Source organism: Collinsella sp. LCP19S3_B11 (assembly GCF_052121915.1).
Lineage (GTDB): Bacteria > Actinomycetota > Coriobacteriia > Coriobacteriales > Coriobacteriaceae > Collinsella.
This window is the reverse complement of record NZ_JBQKDI010000008.1, coordinates 52,570-75,033: the sequence shown is the minus strand read 5'-3', so window position 1 is coordinate 75,033 and position 22,464 is coordinate 52,570. Positions and strand designations below refer to the sequence as shown.

Here is a 22,464-nt window from a genome sequence, read left to right as displayed (position 1 = left end):
ATTTTCAATTTCGAGCATTCTCGTGAAATTCAAGTCAAAAAAAAGGTATATTAGGCGAGTGGTTAGTTTGTGGGCCTCAACGGCGGGCGCTGTAGCTTGCGGGGGCCTTACGAAAGGAGACACAATGGCAGTAAAGGTTGCTATTAACGGCTTCGGTCGCATCGGTCGTCTGGCCTTCCGTCAGATGTTCGGTCATGAGGGCTCCGAGATCGTCGCTATCAACGACCTCACCTCTCCCGATATGCTCGCTTACCTGCTGAAGTACGACTCCACGCAGGGCAACTATGCTCGCGATCACGAGGTCGTCGCTGGCGAGGATTCCATCACCGTTGACGGCAAGGAGATCAAGATCTACAAGGAGGCCGACGCCAACAACCTGCCTTGGGGCGACCTCGACGTCGACGTCGTTCTCGAGTGCACTGGCTTCTACACCAGCAAGGCTAAGGCTCAGGCCCACATCAACGCTGGTGCCAAGAAGGTCGTCATCTCCGCTCCGGCCGGCAGCGATCTGCCCACCATCGTGTACAACGTCAACCATGAGACGCTGACCGCTGAGGACAACATCATCTCCGCTGCTTCCTGCACCACCAACTGCCTCGCCCCGATGGCCAAGGGTCTGAACGACTTCGCTCCCATCGTGTCCGGCATCATGACCACCATTCACGCCTGGACTGGCGACCAGATGCCGCTCGACGGCCCGCAGCGCAAGGGCAACAAGCGTCGTAGCCGCGCCTGCGCCGTCAACATCGTCCCCAACACCACCGGTGCTGCCAAGGCTATCGGCCTGGTTCTCCCCGAGCTCAACGGTAAGCTCATCGGTGCCGCCCAGCGCGTCCCGACGCCGACCGGCTCCCTCACCAACCTCTACGCTGTCGTTGACAAGAAGGTTACCGCCGACGAGGTCAACGCCGCTATGAAGGCCTACGCTGCCACCATCTCCGAGACCTTCGCTTACAACGAGGACGACATCGTCTCCACCGATATCATCGGCGAGACCCATGGCTCCATCTTCGACGCCACTCAGACCATGTGCTCTGACCTCGGCAACGGCCAGACCCTCGTTCAGGTTACCTCTTGGTACGACAACGAGAACTCCTACACCTCTCAGATGGTCCGCACCATCAAGTACTTCGAGAAGTTCGTTGCTTAATTTGGCTTTTAGCGAATAGCTCGTTGAGCGTCTAAAAAAGGGCGCGGCCTTATAGGGCTTACACCCTAAGGTCGCGCCCTTTTTATAAGAAATCGTCTGCCGTAATGGGAGGCAGACACGTACGAAAGGTAGAAGCAAACATGGCCTTTACCAAGAAGACCGTCCGCGACATCGATGTCGACGGCAAGCGCGTTCTCGTCCGCGTTGACTTCAACGTGCCTATCAAGGATGGCGTCGTTGGCGACACCACCCGTATCAAGGCTGCCCTGCCCACCATCAACTATCTCGTTGAGCACAATGCTCGCGTTATCCTCATGAGCCACCTTGGCCGTCCTGAGGGCACCGGCTTCCAGCCCGAGCTTTCCCTCGAGCCCGTCGCCAAGAAGCTCGCCGAGCTCTCTGGTCTCGATGTTGCTTTTGTCGCCGACACTTATGGCGAGAAGGCCGCCGAGGCCGTCGCCGCCGTCGAGCCGGGCAAGGTCCTCGTTCTCGAGAACGTCCGTTTTGACAAGCGTGAGAAGAAGAACGATCCCGAGATCGCCAAGACCCTCGCTTCCTATGGCGACGTCTTCGTTCTCGACGCCTTCGGTACCGCTCACCGCGCCCAGGGTTCCGTCGTGGGTCCCGCCGCTTACCTGCCCGCAGTCGCTGGCTTCCTTCTGGAGAAGGAGGTCGACACGCTGACCGGTATCTTCGCCGAGCCCGAGCGCCCCTTCGTCGCCATCGTCGGCGGTTCCAAGGTTTCCTCCAAGATCGGCGTTCTCGATCACCTTATCGACTCCGCCGACACCCTGATTATCGGTGGCGGCATGGCCTATACCTTCTTCCTGGCTCAGGGCATGACCGTCGGTCAGTCCCTCAAGGAAGAGGACTGGGTCGAGCGCGCTGGCGAGATGCTCAAGAAGGCCGAGGAGAAGGGCGTCAAGATCCTGCTCCCCATCGACAACCGTGTTGCCGACCACTTTGGCGAGGACGCTGTCCCCGAGGTTGTCGCTTCCGACGCTATCCCCGACGACCGTGAGGGCATGGACATCGGCCCCAAGACCGAGGAGCTCTACGCCGAGGCCGTCAAGGGCGCCAAGACCGTATTCTGGAATGGCCCCATGGGCGTCTTTGAGTTCGACAACTTCGCTCACGGCACCCAGGCTATCGCCGAGGCTGTCGCCGAGGCTGATTGCACCTCGATCATCGGTGGTGGCGATTCCGTCGCAGCCGTCAACAAGTTTAACCTGGCCGACAAGATGAGCTGGATCTCCACCGGCGGTGGCGCTTCCATGGAGCTCGTCGAGGGTAAGGCCCTGCCCGGAGTGGAGGCGCTTCTCGATGCCTAATCGCACCCTTCTTATCGCTGGTAACTGGAAGATGAACAACGACGTCGCCGAGGCTGCCAAGCTCGCCGACGAGCTGGCCCAGGCTCTGCCCGAGGTTCCGGCTGGCGTCGAGGTGCTCGTCTGCCCTCCGACCATCGACATTACTACGGTTCATGACCGCATTCAGGCTGCCCCCATCGCCCTCGGTGCACAGAACGTGTACTGGGAGGCCAAGGGTGCCTTCACCGGTGAGTCCTCTTGCGACATGCTCAAGTCCGCTGGCTGCACCTACTGCATCATCGGCCACTCCGAGCGTCGTGACTACTTCCACGAGACCGATGAGGACCAGAACAAGAAGGCTAAGGCTCTCGTTGCCGCCGGTCTTGTTCCCGTCTTCTGCTGCGGTGAGTCCCTTGAGGTTCGCGAGGCCGGCACCTATGTCGAGCATGTCGTGAACCAGGTCAAGGCTGGTCTCGAGGGTCTTGAGATCACCTGCCCCAAGCAGGTCGTCGTCGCCTACGAGCCCATCTGGGCCATCGGCACCGGCAAGACCGCTACCGCCGAGGACGCTCAGGAGGTCTGCGGCGCTATCCGTGAGACCCTCAAGGAGATGTTCGGCGAGGAGCTCGCCAACGGCATCCGCGTTCTTTATGGTGGCTCCGCCAAGCCCGCCAACATCGCTGAGCTTGTTGCCAAGCCCGACGTTGACGGCGCCCTCGTGGGCGGCGCTTCGCTCAAGGCTGCCGACTTCGCCTCTATGGTCGTCAAGGCAGGCGAGTAGGGCATATGGCACAGCGTCATCTTCCTGCACTCCTAATCATCATGGATGGCTGCGGCTTGGCTCCGGCCGACGGCGAGAACGCCGTCGCTGCCGCCAAGACGCCCTTCCTCGATAGCCTGTACGAGAAGTATCCTCACACCACGCTCGGTGCTTCGGGCGAGGACGTGGGCCTTCCCGACGGCCAGATGGGCAACTCCGAGGTGGGTCACCTCAACATCGGTGCCGGCCGCATCGTGTTTCAGGAACTTTCGCGCATCAACAACGCCATCAAGGACGGCTCCATCGCCAAGAACGAGGTTTTCGTCAAGGCTATGGATGACGTCAAGGCCGAGGGCAAGACCCTGCACCTCATGGGCCTTATGAGCCCCGGCGGTGTTCATTCTCACATGAACCATGTCGAGGCCCTGGTCAAGATGGCTGCCCAGTATGGCATTAAGACCGTTCGCGTTCACGCCTTTATGGATGGCCGCGACGTCGATCCGCAGTCCGGTGCCGGCTACATGAGCGAGTTCTGCGCCTTCCTGGCCAAGATCTCCGAGGAGACTGGTTGCGACGCTCGCGTTGCTACCGTCTCGGGCCGTTATTGGGCCATGGACCGCGACAACCGTTGGGAGCGCATCGAGCGCGCCTACGACGTCATGGTCAATGCGTCCGATGCCGATACTGACCCCGTTGCCGGTATCAAGGCCTACTACGAGAAGGATCCGCGCGGCGATGAGTTCGTTGAGCCGTTCGCTGCCCACAACGAGGGCATCCACGAGGGCGACGCGGCCATCTTCTTCAACTTCCGTCCCGACCGCGCTCGTCAGATGACCCGCGTGTTCACGGACAAGGAGTTCGACGGCTTTGAGCGCGAGCAGATCAAGCTCTCGCACTTTGTGACGATGACCGAATATGATCCGACGTTTGACGTCGAGGTCGCCTTCCCCAAGACGTTCCCCGAGAACGTTCTGGCTGACGTTATCGCAGCCAATGGCCTGAAGCAGCTGCACACCGCCGAGACGGAGAAGTACGCCCACGTGACGTTCTTCCTTAACGGCGGCATCGAGGAGCCCAAGGAGGGCGAGGAGCGCGTGCTCGTCGCTTCCCCCAAGGTTGCTACCTACGATTTGCAGCCCGAGATGAGCGCTCCCGAGGTTACCGAGAAGCTCGTCGCTGCCATCAACGAGGACCGCGCTGATTTCTACATCGTGAACTTCGCGAATTGCGACATGGTTGGTCACACCGGTGTCTTCGACGCGGCCGTTAAGGCTGTCGAGGCTGTTGACGATGCCCTGTCCAAGGTTGTCCCGGCGATTCTCGCTAAGGGCGGCTTTGCGCTGATTACCGCCGACCACGGCAACGCCGATCACATGTTTGACGTTGCTTCCGACGGTTCCAAGCATCCGTTTACGGCTCACACCACCAACCGCGTGCCGTTCATCATCGTTGATGAGAAGGCACAGCTCACCGGTATCGAGGACGGTCGACTTTCCGATATCGCCCCGACTATGCTCACCATGGCTGGTCTGGAGCCTTCCGCCGAGATGACGGGCCGCGTGCTCGCCACCGAGGCCTAATAGAAAACAAATACCGTTTTCTAGTAAGGGGGTTGTCCACAACCGGACAACCCCCTTTTTGGTATTTCTGCCATTTCCACCCCGTCCTTGAGTGTCAGGTAGGGGAGAGCGGGGGATTGTGGTACAGTACTGGAGTTTGAACTGTTCTATTAAGGAGCTTATCTATGGGTCCGTTCCAGATTCTTCTGTTTGTCGTTTGGGCTGTCTCAGCCGTGGCGCTGACGATTCTCGTCCTGATGCATTCCGGTAAGGGCACCGGCGTTTCGGATATGATCGCTAGCTCGCTGTATAACTCCAGCTCTGCCACGGGCGTCATGGAGCAGAACCTCGATCGCCTGACGGTAATTATGGCCGTTGTTTTTGCCGTGTGCGTCGTCCTGTGCATGTTCTTCTTCCCGCAGGGCATCGTGGGCTACTAAGCACGAATCGCATAAAAAATAAAAAGGGTTCCGCAAGTGCGGGGCCCTTTTTGTTTACATATTTGTAACAGAGTCAGAATATCACCACATACTGCGCCCAACTAAAGAAATTCTCGACCGTTAACCGGAATTGGCCCCAAATCGTGCATAAAATGCGCTACTGTATTGAAAACGTTGGCCTGTTGTGCATAACCAGCCATAGCAACGGGCGGCGTTTCGATAGTTCGGATCGGATTGTCTCGACAAATGTCCGACTGAACATTTCTTTGTCCTATCTCATAAGGAGGATGGCATGGCTGATTCTATGTTCCACCAGCCCGTTATGGGTCGTCGCGCCTTTGTCGGCGGTACCCTTGCTGCGAGCTCCATGGCTTTTCTTGCCGCATGCGGCAAGAAGGGCGGCGACGCTTCCGGTTCTGAGTCCGGTTCGACGCTGAACTTCTACATCAATAACCCGGTCTGCATCGACCCCTACAATGTCCAGGAGGACCAGGGCACTCAGGTCGAGTACCAGCTCTTTGACGCTCTGACCTCTTATGACGCCGAGAAGGGCGAGATCGTTCCGCTGGCTTGCGAGTCCTTCGAGGCCAACGACGACGCCACCGAGTTTACCTTCAAGATCAAGAAGGCCAAGTTCCACAACGGTGATGACGTTACCTCCAAGTCCTTCAAGCTCGGTTGGGAGCGTCTGGTCAGCACCAAGTCCGCTGTCGCTCAAGAGTATGGTCCTTCCGAGGTCTCCTATCACCTTTCCATGGTCGAGGGCTATGACGATCTGCTTGCCGGTAACACTACTGAGCTCAGCGGTGTTACCTGCCCTGACGATGAGACCCTCGTCGTCAAGCTGACTTCCGCTTACGCCGACTTCCCCTTCGTCGCCTCTCATCCGGCTCTGTCCCCTGTTCCCGAGTGCGCCGAGTCCGATGTTAAGAGCTTCTACCTTGCCCCGATCGGTAACGGCCCGTTCATGATGGACGGCAAGTGGGAGGATGGTCAGGAGATCAACCTCAAGAAGTTCGACGATTACTATGGCGACAAGGCCAAAATCGATGGCATCCACTTCCAGGTCATCAAGGACGTGGAGACCGCTTACAAGGAGTTCCAGGCCGGTAACCTTGACATCTGCGACGTTCCCGTTGCCCAGATCGACGCCGCCAAGAAGGATCGCGGCGAGTCCAAGGACGGCTACACCATGGGCGACGGCGAGCGCATGCTGCTCGGTGCCGAGCCTTCCACCTACTACCTGACCTGCAACACCACGGCCGAGCCGTTCAACAACGCCGATCTGCGTAAGGGTATCTCCCTGGCCATCAACCGTGAGGCCATCTGCAAGACCATCTTCAAGGGTACCCGCACCCCCGCTGACGGCATTGTTCCTCCGGGCATCGATGGCTACAAGGAGGGCGCATGGGAGTTCTGCGCCTACGACGTCGACAAGGCTAACGAGTACCTCGACAAGGTTGCTCCCGCTGACGCCAACGGCGATCGTGGCATTAACGTGACTCTGTCCTACAACCAGGACGGTGGCCACAAGGAGATCATGGAGTCCATCATCGGTGACCTTGCCAAGGTTGGCGTTACCGCCGTCTCCGATACCCCCGAGTGGTCTGCCCTGCTCGAGCAGTACCAGAACCTCAACTATCAGTTCGGTCGTCTGGGCTGGATTGCCGACTACCCGATCATGGACAACTTCCTGTATCCGCTGTTCCACTCCGACTCCCTCGGTGGCGACAACCGTTCTGGTTACAACAACCCCGAGTTCGACGCCAAGGTCGACGAGGCCCGTACCACGATTGACGACGAAGAGCGCGTCGCTAAGATGCAGGAGGCCGACGCAATGGTCGCTGCTGACTGCCCGGTCATCCCGCTGATGTTCTACACGCACACCATCGCCGGCTCCGATCGCATCAAGTACCTCTATGTCGATCCGCAGAAGCACGCCGATCTGGGTACCGCTGAGCTCGCCTAAGAGTTTTGCAGCTTCCGTGAGGGTCAAGTATTTACGTAGACCTCATGGGAAACATACAGTTCTCCCTAACCTGGGGTAAACTGGCTGATGGTAATTTTGGGATGCCGGTCTGGCGATCGGCATCCCATTTAAGTTAATCCCTAGATAGGGGAGTGGTATGGGTAAGTACATCGTTAAACGTGTGCTTCAGTTCATCCCGGTATTTTTGGGCGTTACGCTGATTCTGTTCGCCCTCCAGAATATCGTGCCGGGAGATCCGATCAAGCTGATCGGTGGAGACAAGGCTCTGTCCCCCGAGGTGGAGCTTCAGCTTCGCGTCCGCTATCACCTGGTCCAATCGGACGAGGACGGCAACGCGATCCTTGACGAGAACGGCGACCCCGTTCAAACGTCGCTCGTGGACCGTTACTTGTATTACATGAACGGCCTGCTTCATGGCGATCTGGGTAATTCCTATCAGCGCAAGCTGCCGGTTACGGAAATCTTTGCCCAGAAGTATCCGTATACGGTCAAACTTGCCGCGTGCGCCATCGTACTCGAGGCAATCATGGGTATCGGTGCGGGTATCATTTCGGCGGTAAAGCGTTATTCCTTCTGGGATATTTTGGTAACGCTCACCACGTCGATCCTCGTTGCCGTCCCGGCCTTCTGGCTCGGTATGTTGCTGCAGCTGTTCTTTGGCGTCATTCTCAAGGACGCCACGGGCGGTGCATTCTCCATGCCGATCTCGGGTGCCGGTGGTTCCAGTTCTCAGTATCAGGATTGGATGCACTATGTGCTTCCGACCATTACGCTGGCTTCGGTTTCGACCGCTTATGCCGCCCGCATTATGCGCTCGCAGCTGCTTGACGTCATGAGCCAGGATTACATCCGTACGGCAAAGGCCAAGGGTCTCTCCAATCGCGCGATCATCATCAAGCATGCGCTTAAGAATGCACTCATCCCCGTCGTTACCTATATTGGTGTCGACTTTGGTGCCATGCTTTCGGGCGCCATCCTGACCGAGACGGTTTTTAACTGGCCCGGTATCGGCTATGAGGTCTATCGCGCCATTAGCATGCGTGACTGGCCCATCGTTATGGGCGGCGTTACGCTCATCGTCGTCGTCGTCATGGTGATCAACCTGCTCGTCGACATTAGCTATGCATTCCTCGACCCGCGCATCCGCCTTGGCGGTCCGTCGGATAAGGCCTAAGGGAGGTACGTCTCATGCAGGAAACTGATTCTCAGTCTCAGGAGCAGGCTACCGCCACCATGGCTGCATCTGCTCCCGCCAAGTCTCGCACGCTGTGGGGCGACGCTTTTAAGCGTCTTCGTAAGAACAAGCTCGCCGTTATCGGTGTCTGCTGGATCATTATCGTCGTTGTGGTTGCCTTGACCGCAGATCTGTGGGCTAAGCCCTGGCTCGGTTCGCCGACGGCTTCCGATTCGACCACCATGGCCGAGACGTCGCTGCTGGCTCCGTGTGCAGAGCACCCGTTTGGCACCGACTCCCTTGGCCGTGACATTCTCGTCCGCGTTATCTACGGTGCACGCGTTTCGCTGTCCGTCGGCATTATGGCCACTGCGATCTCCACGGTGATTGGTCTGGTCATGGGCGCTCTGGCCGGTTTCTACGGCGGCATCTGGGATACGATCATCATGCGCTGTGCGGACATCTTCCTTGCGTTCCCGTACGTGCTGTTCGTTGTCGCCATGATCGCCGTTATCGGCCGTGGTCTTCAGAACGTCTTTATCGCCATCGGTATTCTTGGCTGGCCTTCGATTGCGCGCGTCTTCCGATCCGCGATCTTGACGGTCAAGGAAAACGACTATGTTGACGCTGCGCGCGCGATGGGTGCATCTGATGTTCGTATCATCGTGCGTCACATCTTCCCGAACTCCGTTGCCTCCATCGTGGTCTACGCGACTATGAACATTGGTGGCGCCATTCTGACCGAGTCCGCTCTGTCCTTCCTCGGCATGGGCGTTATTCCGCCTACGCCTTCGTGGGGCTCCATGATTCAGGACGGTCAGCAGTATCTTCTGACTGCTCCCTGGATGATGATCATGCCCGGTCTGGCAATTCTCTCGACGGTGCTCGCCTTCACCCTGCTGGGTGACGGTCTGCGCGACGCCCTCGACGTCAAGATGAAGGACGCATAAGGATGAAGAAGAACAAGAACTATGTGGACCTGAAGGACCAGCCGGTTCCCGAGGGCCAGCATCTGCTCGAGGTTGATGACCTTAAGATGTATTTCCACACCGAGGATGGCGTCGTTCGCGCTGTCGATGGTGTGTCCTACACGCTCGATCGTGGCGAGACCCTGGGTGTCGTCGGTGAGTCCGGCTCCGGTAAGTCCGTGACCGCCATGACCATCATGGGTCTTATCTCGATGCCTCCGGGAAAGATTGAGGGCGGTGACGTTCGCTATCGCGGACGTTCTATCCTCGAGATGACCGAGGAAGAGATGCAGCACATTCGTGGCAACGATATCGCGATGATCTTCCAGGATCCTATGACCTCCTTGAACCCGGTCTATAAGATCGGCAAGCAGGTGGGTGAGGGCCTTCGTCTGCACCGTGGCTACTCCAAGCAGGAGGCGCTCAAGCGCGCCACCGAGCTTTTGGACCTCGTTGGCATTCCCGAGCCCGAGAAACGCGTCAATGAGTATCCGCACCAGTTTTCTGGTGGTATGCGTCAGCGCGTCATGATTGCCATGGCCCTTGCCTGCGATCCCGATATTCTGATTGCCGACGAGCCCACGACTGCCCTGGACGTTACCATCCAGGCTCAGATTATTGAGCTTATGCAGGAAATGCAGGAGAAGAACGGTAACGCCATCATCATGATTACCCATGACCTGGGTGTTGTCGCCGATATGGCCGACAAGATCATGGTTATGTACGCCGGCCGTCCCGTCGAGTTCGGTACTGCTGAGGAAATCTTCTACGAGAGCCGTCACCCCTATACCTGGGGCCTGATTCGCTCCATCCCGGAGCAGGCCATCGATGAGAAGAAGCCGCTTACGCCGATTCACGGCAACCCGCCTTCGCTCATGAACCTGCCCGAGGGTTGCGTGTTCTCGCCTCGTTGCCCCTATGCGACCGATAAGTGCCGCAAGCAGCGCCCCGAGCGTTTTGTCACCGAGTCCGGCCACTATTCTGCGTGTCATTATTCCGGTGACCCCGAGTTCCTCAAGAACGCCCCTGAGACGTCCCGCACGCGTAAGGATTCCAAGAAGGGAGGCGAGGCGTAAATGGCAGACAATAACGAGCGCACTCCGCTACTGAAGGTCGAGCACCTCTCTAAGGAGTTCCCCGCAGAGTCCGGCATGTTCGCCAAGCGTTTTTCCAAGCGCGTCGTCTCTGCTGTAAACGACATCTCTTTTGAGATTTATCCTGGTGAGACCTTTGGTCTGGTTGGTGAGTCTGGTTGCGGTAAGTCCACTACGGGTCGCACCATCATGCGCCTGACCAAGCCGACCGCCGGTAAGGTGTTCTTCCAGGGTAAAGATGTTGCCGAAATGAGCAAGCATGAGATCAAGGATATGCGTCGCGAGATGCAGTTTATCTTCCAGGATCCTTATGCCTCGCTGAATCCTCGCATGACCATCGGCGAGATCGTCTCCGAACCCATGACCATTCACGGCGTGGGAACCAAGGAGGAGCGCATTGAGCGCGTCCGCGAGCTTCTCGACGTTGTCGGACTGAACCCCGAGCACATCAACCGCTATCCTCATGAGTTCTCGGGTGGCCAGCGTCAGCGTGTCGGCATTGCCCGCGCCTTTGCGCTGAAGCCCAAGCTGATTATCTGTGACGAACCGGTATCCGCTCTGGATGTGTCCATTCAGGCCCAGGTTCTGAACCTGCTTAAGGAACTGCAGGACAAGTTTGGTACGGCGTATCTGTTTATCGCCCACGACCTGTCCGTCGTTCAGCACATCTCCGATCGCGTTGCCGTTATGTATCTGGGTAAGGTGGTCGAGGTTTCTGACTGGAAGACGCTCTATAGCGAGCCTCACCACCCGTATACGCAGTCGCTGCTGTCTGCCGTGCCGGTTCCCGATCCGGATATCCAAAAGTCTCGTAAGCGCATCATCCTTGCCGGCGATCCGCCGTCACCGCTGGATCCGCCGACTGGCTGCCGTTTCCACACGCGCTGCCCGATTGCGCAGGGCATCTGCTCCGAGAAGCTTCCCGAGTTTAGGGAAGTTGCTCCGGGCCACTGCTGCGCCTGCCACTTCGCCGAGCCGTTCCCGATCAAGGAATCGCATATCGACCTGTAGTCGGTTGTTTTCGTCCGGGCCCGTGCTGGACTTAGTTTTCAGAACGTCCTCGACCATGGAAACCCCCTTATCCTGCTCCTTTGGAGCTGCGGATAAGGGGGTTTCCTGGTCTGCGGAATGTTCTGAAAACTAAGTCCAGCACGGGCCCTGTGTTACCACTGCAGGGGGGCGATTCCTTGATCGCTCACTTAATCTAATAAGAAATTGAGCGATGCCGGAGCTTTAGCTCCGGCCTCCCCATAAAAGGGCTCGGCAAAGCCGAGCCACTAAATTAATATCAGCCCCCAGAACATGTTTGAGAACTGTGCATGAAGCATGTGCCCCTAGGGCAGGAATGAGGTTGCCTTCCAACGCATTCCGCAGGGGGCGGCATTATTTTGTAGCGCGAAGCGCAGATCAAAATAATGCCGCATGCCCGAGGACGCGTTGGAAGGCAACCTCATTCCTGCCCGAACAGGTCAGTCTACCTGCTCATTTTCAAATTCGTAAACTTTTTTGAAAAAAGTGCTTGCACAGTTCTCGAATCATAGGTTATTATCTTCCTCGTTGAAAGCGCGGGTCCAACAAAACGAACTGCGAATCAACAATATAGCATGTCGGAGTGGCGGAATTGGCAGACGCGCTAGCTTGAGGTGCTAGTGACCGCTTTTTGGTCATGCGGGTTCAAGTCCCGCCTCCGACACCATCGCATTTGAGAAGCCTCTTCGGAGGCTTTTTTGTTACCGATAGACGGTGAGGTTCACGATGGAAACGCTTGAGCGCAATGAGTGGGTTGACGTTGCCCAATTGGTCGATATTACGAGCGATGCTGTCATTATCTGCGAGCTCGACGGAACCATTTTGCATGTAAACAATCGCTTGCTCGACTTGATCTGCGAGGAACGTTCCGATGTGATCAACGGGGACGTTAAAGATCTCTTGTACTCGTCAGCATTTGAACGCGCGACAGAACATCGTCTTCCTTTTGAGACCAATGGTACCGAGAGCGAGCTGATGCTTAAGCTAAGTGACGGCTCCTTTATTCCCGTCCTAGTTTGTGCCGGCTCGGTTACGCCGCCTCGTATCTTTGGCCGCCGTGCGCCGCGTGTTCTCGTGGCGCTCCATAGTATCGAAGAGCAGTATTCGCATGACCGTCAGCTCAAGCGTGCGCTTTCGGAGCTCAGAGTGGCGAATAAGCGCCTCTCGGGCACGTTGTCGGTCATTATGAGCACGGTGGGCTCCGATGAGCTGCCTAGTTTGTTGGATACCGTTTTGAACCAGCTTGTAGGAACCCTCGATGCCTCGGGTGCTGCCATCTATTTTTCTGAGAGCGGCGGTTTTAAGCTTCGCGGTGTTTCCAAGGAGCTGTATGACAGCTACCTGCCCGAGTTTATGCCGTATGGTGCGGGTATCCCGACGTATGTGCTCCGTGAGTCTCGTGCCTGCCGCCTGTCGATTCAGCAGGACCTTGAGGGCGATAGGATTGCCTCGGGTATGTTCATGGACCTGGACAATCGTTCTAAGCACCTGCTACGCGTGCAAGATATGCCTCCATACCGCAGCGAGATATGTCTTCCCGTGTTTTATGGCACTCAGGTGCTCGGTGTGTTGGAGGTCGGTTGGAAACGTCCGCAGGCGCCGCTTGCCTATGATGTCAACGTGCTCGAGGTCATTTGCGATTATCTCTCCATCCAACTAGTCGGCATGGCATCGAGTCTGCGTTCACGTCGCACGGCAGAGCTTGGCCGTTCTCTCAACGTGCTGCGCGATGAGTTGTTTGCCTATCTCGATGATCCTATTGCCGCCTCGCGTGCGGTGTCGACCGAAATCTGCGCTGTGCTCAGTTGCCATTTCTGCCCCGTGGAGTATGATGCGGGCCTCGGAACCTATGTCATCGATTTTGAAGGCGGCAGTCGTGTGGCATTGCCGGGCGATCCGGAGTCACTCTTCTTTTCTGTCACGACGCCGGCGGCGCGCCTGGGGGCAATTTCCGATGGATTTGAGACATCGGTGCTGGGCGGGACGAGCGCCGACGACCTCAAGCACGTGCGCCTTACGCGCGTGGACGAATCCACGACTATGGGCGCATGGTTGAGAGCCCACGGCCTGCCGTGTCAGGGACTTTATGTCGATTCCGGTATCGAGGCGGGGCGCTGCCGCTCGGAGGCGGATGGTACGCGAAGCAACGATGCAATCGTGCCCGCTGATATCGCCAAGGGACCGACGAGGCGCGTTTTGCTGCTCCGTGATGGCAGCCAGGAGCCAATCGACGACCTTGAATACGACTACATGGTGCATTTGGCACACGACTTTGAGCTGATCTATGAGGGCGAGTCTCAAAAGCGTGAAGAGCGTCATATCGCTCAGACGCTTCAGATTGGCATGAGAAATTCGCTAGGCGACGTTCCGGGCATCGCAACCGATTCGGTATACCTGTCGGCAACGAATTCGGCGTTGGTTGGTGGTGACTTCTATACGCTTGTCCGTCTTCCCGACGATTGCGCCGTTATGATATTGGGCGATGTCTCCGGCAAAGGAATTGAGGCGGCGTCGATGTCGGCGCTCGTCAAGACGGCGTTGACGGCTTATGCCTGGGAGGGTGCGGGACCCGCTCGCATGGCCCGCTCGCTCAATAGCATGCTCATGGGCTTTTCGAGGGTCGAGACGTTTGTGACGGCGTTTATCGCCAAGATTGATCTTAAAGCGGGCCGCGCTACCTATTGCTCTGCGGGACATCCTCCCACTATGGTCATTAGGCCGTCGTCGACGCCGCATGGCGGAGGAGAGACCTGCGGGGGAGAAGTGGAGCTCCTTGGGTGCCAATCGGGCGTGATCGGTGCCTTTGAGAGCATGGTGTACGAGACGGGCGTGTTTACGTTCGATCCTGGTGACATGCTGTTTATGTATACCGACGGAACGATCGAAGCGCGCGACCGCTCGGGTGCTTTCTTTGGCGAGCAACGCCTGCGCGACCTTCTACTCTCTGTTTCGGGTGAGGGCGTATCGGGCATCTGCGGTAAGGTCTTGGGCGAGCTTGACCGCTTTACCGACTCGGCGCTGGACGATGACATTGCATTGGTGTCCCTTGAGTTTTTACGGGGTCGATCGTAGGTCGCGACGTTGGGCATACAGAATCCTAACGGTTGCAGAAAAGTTTGCATCGAGCGAGCTCTTTTGGGGAACCATGGTCGCATGAATGAGTGGAATGACATAGCGGTTTTGGCGCCACCGGGCGATATCGATATCGCCTCGGTGCCCGAGCTGCGCCGACGGTTGGATAATTTAATCGACCGGGGCGTGCGCCGTGTTGTCATCAATTGCCAGACCGTGGGTTTTATCGACTCGACGGGTTTGGCGTTTTTGCTTACGCGTGCCAGAGAGCTTATGAGACGAGAAGGGCTGCTTTCGCTTGTTAACGCCTCCGATGAGGTCGTTCGCTTTTTGGAGATTGCCCGACTTGTCGACATCCTTCATGTTGCGGGTCCGGTGCGGGAGTCGATTCCCGCCATTCCGGTGGGGGAGTTGCCGCGATGGAGCAAGAGCGTCAAGGTGCAGCGAGGCATCGAGAATCTCCCGTATTATCGGCACCGTGTGGCCGAGCTTCTCGAATCGCTTCCCCTGAGGCGTGATGAGCGCTATGACGTCGCATTAGCGTTGGGGGAGGCATTGGGTAACGCATATGACCATGCGGGCGGTGTTGGCTGCATCCTGACGATTCAGGCCTATGGGGACCGTGTTGTGCTTGAGGTGCTTGATCGAGGTTCTGGCTATTCTATCGATGGGGCGAGCGAACCTATGGCGTCCGAGGAACGCGGACGCGGTATCAAGCTTATGCGCATGCTCGTCGATAATGTGGAGGTTGCCCGTCGCACGGATGGTGCCGGCACACGCGTTCGGATGGTGAAGCTGTTTAGTTCGGCATTGGAATCGTGCGCTTAGCGCTTTGGGTTGACATGATTTTCCTGAGTGAACTTGCTTTGGGCAACTTTTTTGAAAAAAGTACTTGCGTCTTTTGGATAACTCGCGTAAATTAATAACCCGCAAGCGGACATGGCTCAGTTGGTAGAGCACAACCTTGCCAAGGTTGGGGTCGCGGGTTCGAGCCCCGTTGTCCGCTCCATTGCATTTCCGGACCGTTCTTAACGGTCCTTTTTCGGCGAAGTGGCCAAGTGGTAAGGCAGAGGCCTGCAAAGCCTTTACCCCCGGTTCGAATCCGGGCTTCGCCTCCAGGCAACATCCGGGCGCTCCGGCGCCCGTTTTGTTTTACATATGCGGACATGGCTCAGTTGGTAGAGCACAACCTTGCCAAGGTTGGGGTCGCGGGTTCGAGCCCCGTTGTCCGCTCCAAGCACAACAGCCCGACTACCACGGTAGCCGGGCTTTTTCGTACCCATTGCAGAGGCTCGAACCCGAGAGGGAGCGAGCGTCTTGGGGCGTGGCCGTGGCGTTATTTGCCGCGAATAACAGCTTTGGGCGTATCATCGCGGGCATTACCCAGCAGATGGACTATCTTGAGCGGCTGGGCATCGAGGCCATCTGGTTGAGCCCGTTTTACCCATCGCCTCTTGTCGATGGTGGCTATGATGTGGCGGACTACTGCGATGTCGACCCACGTCTCGGCTCGCTTGACGACTGCGATGACATGGTCGCTGCGGCTCACGCGCGCGGCATCAAGGTCATCGTCGACATCGTGCCCAATCATTCATCCAACCAGCACCCCTGGTTCAAAGCCGCTCTTGCCGCCGGCCCTGGATCGCCCGAACGCGCCCGTTATATATTCCGCGATGGTCGCGGCGAACATGGCGAGCTGCCTCCCACCAATTGGAATGCCAACTTTGGCGGCCCCGCCTGGACGCGTGTTGCGGACGGTCAGTGGTAGCTGCATATGTTTACGCCCGAGCGGCCGGACTTTGTCTGGTCATGCCCCGAGGTTCATGCGTTCTTTTGCGACGTCCTGACGTTTTGGAGCGATCGAGTCGTTGAAGGCTTTCGCATTGATGTGGCGCACGGTCTCGCCAAGGACCTCGACCGCGATGACCCTGACCGGTGGCATCTCGCCGAGGGCGATGACATGGTTGACGACGACACCCATCCGCTGTGAGACCGCAACGAGGTCCACGAGATCTATCGCGCGTGGCGACGCGCTATGCCCTGCCGCAAATCAAGGCGACGCGCTACCGCCAGATTGCGCCCGACTGGCTCTTACGCGACGGGTCGTCTTATGACGAGGACCGTGAACTCGGCGAGCGCCGCGCGCGGGCGGCCCTTTTGCTTGAGCTGGCGCTTCCGGGCTCGGCATACGTGTATCAGGGTGAGGAGCTCGGCCTTTTTGAGGTGGCTGATGTCTTCGTGAGGTTCGCGAGGGCGTCGCAAAACTTTTCAAAAAAAGTTCTTGCATAAGATGCGGGCATCACGTAAGATTAATCCCCGTAAGCGGACATGGCTCAGTTGGTAGAGCACAACCTTGCCAAGGTTGGGGTCGCGGGTTCGAGCCCCGTTGTCCGCTCCATTTGGGCGTTTAGCTCAGGGGGAGAGCGCTTCCCTGACACGGAAGAGGTCACAAGTTCAAATCTTGTAACGCCCACCAAATGTTCGCAGTCCAGAGGCTTTGCTTCTGGACTGTTTTGTTATAAACACACATAATATGCCGTCAAATTATCGACCTCGGTCGCTTTTTCACGTTGCATTTGCTGCCCAGCATAATTTGTCGTTATTGGCCTCTTGGTCTCGTGGGAGATGATTATTTTGATCATAACCGTGCACGTCGCCCGCGTTTCCATGGTTGACCCCCGCGCAATCTTTTATGGTGATCGGTTTTGGCGAGATTGCCTTCCAGGGAGGATTCGGAACGATTGAAGGCCGTACGTTCTTCGCGCGCTGGGCGGGCCTTGTCACAAAGGGGTGGGCTTTTGTGGTTATCGCCGGCGTGCTGCTCGATCCCTTTACAGCGGCTCTCGGCCGCATGATAGCTCGCGAAGAGAACTAATAGCCCCTCGCCTATCGAATGCCGGCGGACGGGGTGTCGGGGCTGTAGTCTTCCGAGCGTTTGCAGCCCTGTCACTCCGTCCGCCGGCATTCGACCGCAACATGTTGGTCAAGCATAATCTTTTGGATTCTTTTCGCGTGAGCGGCTTGGTTTTGGTAGGATTTGTCGGCGGCTTGACTAGGGGGTTTTATAACTGCCTTGCAGGTAGCCGCGTTGGTAACGTTTTACCGACTTGCCGAGAAACCCTCATAATTAATGTGTCTGTAAAATGACCAATTGCTTTGACCTGCTGAAACACTATATGTTGTGTTTGACCTAAAAAAAGAATACAGGATATAGAGGCGTCTTTGTCGTATGATAGATGGCGGACAGAGAACGAAGACCTTGTTCGTCCCATTTGGACACGCCTTTGAGCCGCTTGATCGGCCGCGAGGATTGTCCGCATGAGGACCTATGGTTTATCGAGAACACAGATTGCGCGACGGCGCCGCAAGACAGGGACAAGCCCTGCCAGGCATCGTTTGGCTCTGAAGCGCAATGGGATTACGACGCGAAAGAGGCAAGAGGATGAAGATCATCAAGCGCAGCGGTACCGAGGTTGCCTTTGACATCGATAAGATCGTCAATGCGATTCGCGCCGCCAACTTGGAGGTCGAGGAGGGCTCTCGTCTTACCGACCGCCAGGTGATCTATGCGGCGCAAAACGTCGCCGAGGCATGTGAGAAGGCCGGCCATACCGTATCGGTCGAGGAGATCCAGGATCTGGTCGAGGACGAGATCATGCGTCTCGACTGCTACGAGGTCGCTCGCCGCTACATCATCTATCGTTATGTTCAGAGCCTGAAGCGCCAAAAGAACACGACCGACGACAAGATCCTGTCGCTGATCGAGTGCAATAACGAAGAGGTTAAGCAGGAGAACTCCAATAAGAATCCGACCGTCAATTCCGTTCAGCGCGACTATATGGCCGGCGAGATTTCCAAGGACCTGACCCAACGCGTGCTGCTGCCCCAGGAGATCGTGGATGCCCATAATGAGGGTCTGATCCATTTCCACGATTCGGATTACTTTGCCCAGCACATGCACAACTGCGATCTGGTGAACCTGGAGGACATGCTCCAGAACGGCACCGTTATCTCGGGCACGCTGATCGAGAAGCCGCACAGCTTCTCGACCGCCTGCAACATTGCGACGCAGATTATCGCCCAGGTTGCTTCCTCCCAGTACGGCGGTCAGTCTATTTCGCTGACCCATCTCGCCCCGTTCGTTGAGGTGAGCCGTCAAAAGATTTGCGGCGAGGTTGCTCGCGAGCTTGAGGAGCTCGGTGTTTCGGCATCTGCCGAGAAGGTTCGCGAGGTCGTTGAGGAACGCCTGCGCGATGAGATTCGTCGCGGCGTCCAGACGATTCAGTATCAGGTCGTGACCCTTATGACCACGAATGGCCAGGCGCCGTTCGTGACGGTCTTTATGTATCTCAATGAGGCCCGTACGCCCCAGGAGAAGCACGACCTTGCCATGATTGTGGAGGAGACGCTTCGTCAACGCTATGAGGGCGTTAAGAACGAAGCCGGCGTGTGGATCACCCCGGCGTTCCCCAAGCTCATCTACGTGCTCGAGGACGATAACATCCGCGAGGATTCGCCGTACTTCTATCTGACCAAGCTCGCCGCCAAGTGCACCGCCAAGCGCATGGTGCCCGACTACATCTCCGAGAAGAAGATGCGCGAGCTCAAGCTGTCTAAGGGCGAGACCGCCGGCAACGGCGATTGCTATACCTGCATGGGTTGCCGCAGTTTCCTGACGCCCGACCGTTCGGGCAACGGCTTTAACAATGTCGCCAACGCTCTGAACTATGACCCGACCAAGCCTAAGTACTATGGTCGCTTTAACCAGGGTGTTGTGACCATCAACCTGCCCGATGTCGCGCTGAGCTCGCATCAGGACATGGACAAGTTCTGGAAGATCTTCGATGAGCGCCTTGAGCTGTGCCACCGCGCCCTGCTGTGCCGTCATGAGCGCCTGATGGGCACGCTTTCGGATGCTGCGCCGATTCTTTGGCAGTACGGTGCCTTGGCGCGCCTTAAGAAGGGCGAGACGATCGACAAGCTGCTCGTGGGCGGCTATTCCACCATTAGCCTGGGTTACGCCGGTCTGTATGAGTGCGTCAAGTACATGACGGGCCACAGCCACACCGAGAAGGAGGGCACGCCGTTTGCCATGGCCGTCATGCAGCACATGAACGACAAGTGCGCCGAGTGGAAGGCCGAAAGCGATATCGACTTCTCGCTGTACGGCACCCCGCTTGAGTCGACGACCTACAAGTTCGCCAAGTGCCTGCAGCGCCGTTTCGGCATTATCCCGGGCGTGACGGACAAGGGCTACATTACTAACAGCTATCACGTCCACGTGTCCGAGGAGATCGATGCCTTCGACAAGCTTAAGTTTGAGGGCATGTTCCAGCAGCTTTCGCCGGGCGGTGCTATCTCCTACGTTGAGGTTCCCAACATGCAGGACAACCTCAAGGCGGTCATTCGCGTAATGCAGTACATCTACGACAACATCATGTACGCCGAGCTCAACACCAAGAGCGATTACTGCCAGGTGTGCGGCTATGACGGCGAGATTCGCATTGTCGAGGACGATGGCAAACTGGTGTGGGAGTGCCCCAATTGCGGCAATCGTGACCAGGAGAAGATGAATGTCGCCCGTCGCACGTGCGGCTACATCGGTACCCAGTTCTGGAACCAGGGTCGAACCGAGGAGATCCGCGACCGCGTGCTGCATCTCTAATAACCATCCCAGGCTGCCCCGTAGCGAGGCCCCGGACCTTTACTCGCTATTTCGGACAGTCCTGGCTCACGACGGAGGCGCCACTGGCGCCTCCTGTTCGTGCGGAACTCATATCGAGCAAAGGTCCGGGGCCTCGCTACGGGGCAGCCAAGTTGATGTAGCTGAGATGCAGTATGCGGTCTGCTCACTCCTCGAAGTTCTTGGCGGAAATAACTCGAGCTGCAGCTGCGATTTACTTGCGATGGCGGTTGAGCCGCAACCCAGTTTTTATTGGGCCTCGAACCCCATACTCGATGTTCGCTTCGTTCACCGAGTGTCGCTCGCGAGGGATCTGGAGCATATCGTCCCGCCCGCAGTTTCGCAGGCCGAAGGCCGAGAATGTTTGAGGACGGGATGATATGCTCCAGACCCCAGGAAGGTTACCTATGAACTACGCGAACATTAAGTATTTCGACATTGCTGATGGAGAAGGCGTTCGTACTTCTCTGTTTGTGAGTGGGTGCCGTCGTGGGTGCAAGAATTGTTTTAACTCCGTCGCGTGGGACTTTGCCGCGGGTGAACCGTTCGATCGTGCCGTCGAGGACAAAATCATCGAGAGTCTTGATCATCCCTTTATTGATGGCCTGACGATTCTGGGCGGGGAGCCTATGGAGCCCGAGAACCAGGCGGGGCTCGTTGATTTTATCGAACGCGTGCGTGTGACCTATCCTGTGGAGTCTGGGAAGACCATTTGGTGCTTTACCGGTGACGTGCTCGAGGAACTAATGCCGGGCGGCCGCCACCATACCGACGTGACGGACCGTATCCTTGCTTGCCTCGACATGCTGGTAGACGGTCCGTTCGTTCAAGATCTGTACGATATCTCGTTGCGCTTTAGGGGCTCGAGTAATCAGCGCGTGATCGACATGAACGCCTCGCGCGCTCGTGCTGCGCGCGAGGGCGTTGCGCTTTGCGACGCTGTGGAGCTTTGGCGGGACGATCCGGTCTATTCGACCCATACTATGTAGCTGGAAGAGGTTGCGTGCCAGCGTGGTACCATAGCGCGAACGCGAAATCGAAAAAAGTGAGGCCCAGATGGTCGATCAGGAAAAAGTCGAGACTGCTATTAAGCTGCTGCTTGAAGGTATAGGCGAGGACCCAACTCGTGAGGGCCTGCTGGAGACCCCGGCACGCGTCGCCCGTATGTATGGCGAGATTGCCGGCGGTATGGGCCGGAGCGCCGAGGAGCACCTGTCCAAAACCTTTGCCGTCGCTTCGAACGATTTGGTTATCGAGCGCGACATTACGTTTTACTCGCTGTGCGAGCACCATCTGCTGCCGTTTTATGGCAAGGCTGCGATCGGCTATATCCCTAACGGTCGCGTGGCGGGTCTGTCTAAGCTTGCTCGCACGGTTGAGGTCTATGCCCGTCGTCTGCAGCTGCAGGAGCAGCTGTGCGCGCAGGTTGCCGATGCCCTCATGGAATATCTTGCTCCCCAAGGGGCGATCGTGCTGATGGAAGCCGAGCATATGTGCATGACCATGCGCGGCGTGCAAAAGCCCGGTGCCAAGACCGTAACGCTTGCTCGTCGCGGTGTCTTTGAGACCGATCCCGCGCTCGAGGAGCGATTCTTTAGGATGCTGGGCCGCTAACCATGAGAGTCGTCAACGACTTTACATCGAAGACCGATGAGGGGACGCCGCGTCGCGGCTTTATGGCTTCGGGCCTGACTCCCTTTGGCGCCATGCCTCGCATTGATTACATTTGTGCCAACGGGCTGTTCCGGCGGCACCTGGGCAACATTGCACAGTTGGAATCGGGGCGCATCTTCTGCCGCCACGGTATTGACCATCTGCTGGATGTCGCGCGCATTATGTGGATTAAGAATCTTGAGGAACAGCTCGAATTTGACCGCGAGGTCATCTACGCCACGGCACTTCTTCACGATATCGGCAAAGATGAACAGTATGAATCGGGTATATCCCATGATGTTGCAAGCGAGCGCGTCGCTGATGCGATTCTTGGCGGCATGCCCGATGACGTGGCATTTGATCCGGCCGATGCCGCGGCCATTAAGACGGCCATTTTAGGCCATAGAAAGCTGCGCGTGAACAGCCAACCGCTTGAGCGTCTGCTCTATGCAGCTGACAAAGCGTCGCGCGCCTGCTTTGCATGCCCCGCGCGCAATGCCTGCAACTGGAGCGATGATAAAAAGAACCTGTCGATTCGCGTGTAGTTGGTTTGCGCGGTCGGGGTTCTAAACGAAGGAGACG

At 57.3% G+C, this 22,464-nt stretch carries 18 protein-coding genes, 6 tRNA genes and 1 pseudogene; all 25 read left to right on the top strand.

The features are described from left to right. Positions 1–124 precede the first annotated feature (124 nt). The 25 genes and pseudogenes from gap to ACTQV4_RS05970 all read left to right on the top strand — a co-directional run bounded on the left by gap (position 125) and on the right by ACTQV4_RS05970 (position 22,427). Positions 125–1,150 (top strand): type I glyceraldehyde-3-phosphate dehydrogenase, encoded by a 1,026-nt coding sequence (gap, locus tag ACTQV4_RS06090; RefSeq protein WP_154517458.1) that lies wholly within the window; start codon positions 125–127, stop codon positions 1,148–1,150. A gap of 140 nt (positions 1,151–1,290) precedes the next feature. Beyond that, complete coding sequence (locus ACTQV4_RS06085; protein WP_304212190.1) at positions 1,291–2,481, top strand: phosphoglycerate kinase; 1,191 nt, start codon at positions 1,291–1,293, stop codon at positions 2,479–2,481. Continuing rightward, a complete protein-coding gene (gene tpiA, locus ACTQV4_RS06080; protein WP_154517452.1) occupies positions 2,474–3,241 on the top strand; it encodes a triose-phosphate isomerase in 768 nt (255 codons plus the stop codon). Before ACTQV4_RS06085 ends, tpiA begins: the two co-directional genes overlap by 8 nt. Before the next feature lie 5 nt (positions 3,242–3,246). After that, positions 3,247–4,800 (top strand): 2,3-bisphosphoglycerate-independent phosphoglycerate mutase, encoded by a 1,554-nt coding sequence (gene gpmI / locus ACTQV4_RS06075; protein ID WP_304212185.1) that lies wholly within the window; start codon positions 3,247–3,249, stop codon positions 4,798–4,800. Positions 4,801–4,964: 164 nt separating this feature from the next. Beyond that, positions 4,965–5,219 (top strand): preprotein translocase subunit SecG, encoded by a 255-nt coding sequence (gene secG / locus ACTQV4_RS06070; RefSeq protein WP_006236144.1) that lies wholly within the window; start codon positions 4,965–4,967, stop codon positions 5,217–5,219. Between the two features lie 292 nt (positions 5,220–5,511). Continuing rightward, positions 5,512–7,188 carry a peptide ABC transporter substrate-binding protein gene (locus ACTQV4_RS06065; RefSeq protein WP_441038752.1) on the top strand — a complete coding sequence of 559 codons (1,677 nt, stop codon included), beginning with the start codon at positions 5,512–5,514 and terminating at the stop codon, positions 7,186–7,188. A gap of 157 nt (positions 7,189–7,345) precedes the next feature. Next, positions 7,346–8,383: an ABC transporter permease gene (locus tag ACTQV4_RS06060; RefSeq protein ID WP_304212150.1), complete on the top strand. Its 1,038-nt coding sequence runs from the start codon at positions 7,346–7,348 to the stop codon at positions 8,381–8,383. A 59-nt stretch (positions 8,384–8,442) separates the two neighbouring features. Continuing rightward, positions 8,443–9,333 carry an ABC transporter permease gene (locus ACTQV4_RS06055; RefSeq protein ID WP_441038768.1) on the top strand — a complete coding sequence of 297 codons (891 nt, stop codon included), beginning with the start codon at positions 8,443–8,445 and terminating at the stop codon, positions 9,331–9,333. Positions 9,334–9,335: 2 nt separating this feature from the next. After that, on the top strand, positions 9,336–10,427 hold the full coding sequence (locus ACTQV4_RS06050) for an ABC transporter ATP-binding protein (protein ID WP_154517437.1): 1,092 nt from the start codon (positions 9,336–9,338) through the stop codon (positions 10,425–10,427). Further along, positions 10,428–11,456, top strand: a complete 1,029-nt coding sequence (locus tag ACTQV4_RS06045) for an ABC transporter ATP-binding protein (protein ID WP_154517434.1) — start codon at positions 10,428–10,430, stop codon at positions 11,454–11,456. Between the two features lie 595 nt (positions 11,457–12,051). Continuing rightward, positions 12,052–12,141, top strand: a tRNA-Leu gene (locus tag ACTQV4_RS06040). 59 nt (positions 12,142–12,200) lie between these two features. Beyond that, the gene (locus ACTQV4_RS06035) at positions 12,201–14,546 is read left to right on the top strand and encodes a GAF domain-containing SpoIIE family protein phosphatase (protein ID WP_441038751.1); all 2,346 of its coding nucleotides are present in this window, start codon (positions 12,201–12,203) and stop codon (positions 14,544–14,546) included. A gap of 81 nt (positions 14,547–14,627) precedes the next feature. Beyond that, positions 14,628–15,374 carry an anti-sigma factor antagonist gene (locus ACTQV4_RS06030; RefSeq protein ID WP_441038749.1) on the top strand — a complete coding sequence of 249 codons (747 nt, stop codon included), beginning with the start codon at positions 14,628–14,630 and terminating at the stop codon, positions 15,372–15,374. Between the two features lie 105 nt (positions 15,375–15,479). Then, positions 15,480–15,555, top strand: a tRNA-Gly gene (locus ACTQV4_RS06025). A gap of 35 nt (positions 15,556–15,590) precedes the next feature. Continuing rightward, a tRNA-Cys gene (locus ACTQV4_RS06020) sits at positions 15,591–15,664 on the top strand. Positions 15,665–15,706: 42 nt separating this feature from the next. Next, positions 15,707–15,782 (top strand) — tRNA-Gly (locus tag ACTQV4_RS06015). Positions 15,783–15,936: 154 nt separating this feature from the next. After that, positions 15,937–16,536, top strand: a pseudogene (locus ACTQV4_RS06010) (alpha-amylase family glycosyl hydrolase). Between the two features lie 32 nt (positions 16,537–16,568). After that, positions 16,569–16,835, top strand: a complete 267-nt coding sequence (locus tag ACTQV4_RS06005) for a hypothetical protein (RefSeq protein ID WP_441038747.1) — start codon at positions 16,569–16,571, stop codon at positions 16,833–16,835. A gap of 33 nt (positions 16,836–16,868) precedes the next feature. After that, positions 16,869–16,944 (top strand) — tRNA-Gly (locus tag ACTQV4_RS06000). Between the two features lie 3 nt (positions 16,945–16,947). Then, positions 16,948–17,022, top strand: a tRNA-Val gene (locus tag ACTQV4_RS05995). Positions 17,023–17,238: 216 nt separating this feature from the next. Beyond that, positions 17,239–17,421 (top strand): hypothetical protein, encoded by a 183-nt coding sequence (locus tag ACTQV4_RS05990; RefSeq protein WP_154517425.1) that lies wholly within the window; start codon positions 17,239–17,241, stop codon positions 17,419–17,421. 567 nt (positions 17,422–17,988) lie between these two features. Then, positions 17,989–20,211, top strand: coding sequence for an anaerobic ribonucleoside-triphosphate reductase (nrdD, locus tag ACTQV4_RS05985; protein ID WP_441569488.1), 2,223 nt, complete (start codon positions 17,989–17,991; stop codon positions 20,209–20,211). Between the two features lie 425 nt (positions 20,212–20,636). Continuing rightward, a complete protein-coding gene (gene nrdG / locus ACTQV4_RS05980) occupies positions 20,637–21,218 on the top strand; it encodes an anaerobic ribonucleoside-triphosphate reductase activating protein (RefSeq protein WP_441569487.1) in 582 nt (193 codons plus the stop codon). A 67-nt stretch (positions 21,219–21,285) separates the two neighbouring features. Beyond that, on the top strand, positions 21,286–21,843 hold the full coding sequence (folE, locus tag ACTQV4_RS05975; RefSeq protein WP_441569486.1) for a GTP cyclohydrolase I FolE: 558 nt from the start codon (positions 21,286–21,288) through the stop codon (positions 21,841–21,843). 2 nt (positions 21,844–21,845) lie between these two features. Further along, positions 21,846–22,427 (top strand): HD domain-containing protein, encoded by a 582-nt coding sequence (locus tag ACTQV4_RS05970; RefSeq protein WP_195838586.1) that lies wholly within the window; start codon positions 21,846–21,848, stop codon positions 22,425–22,427. Positions 22,428–22,464: the final 37 nt, after the last annotated feature.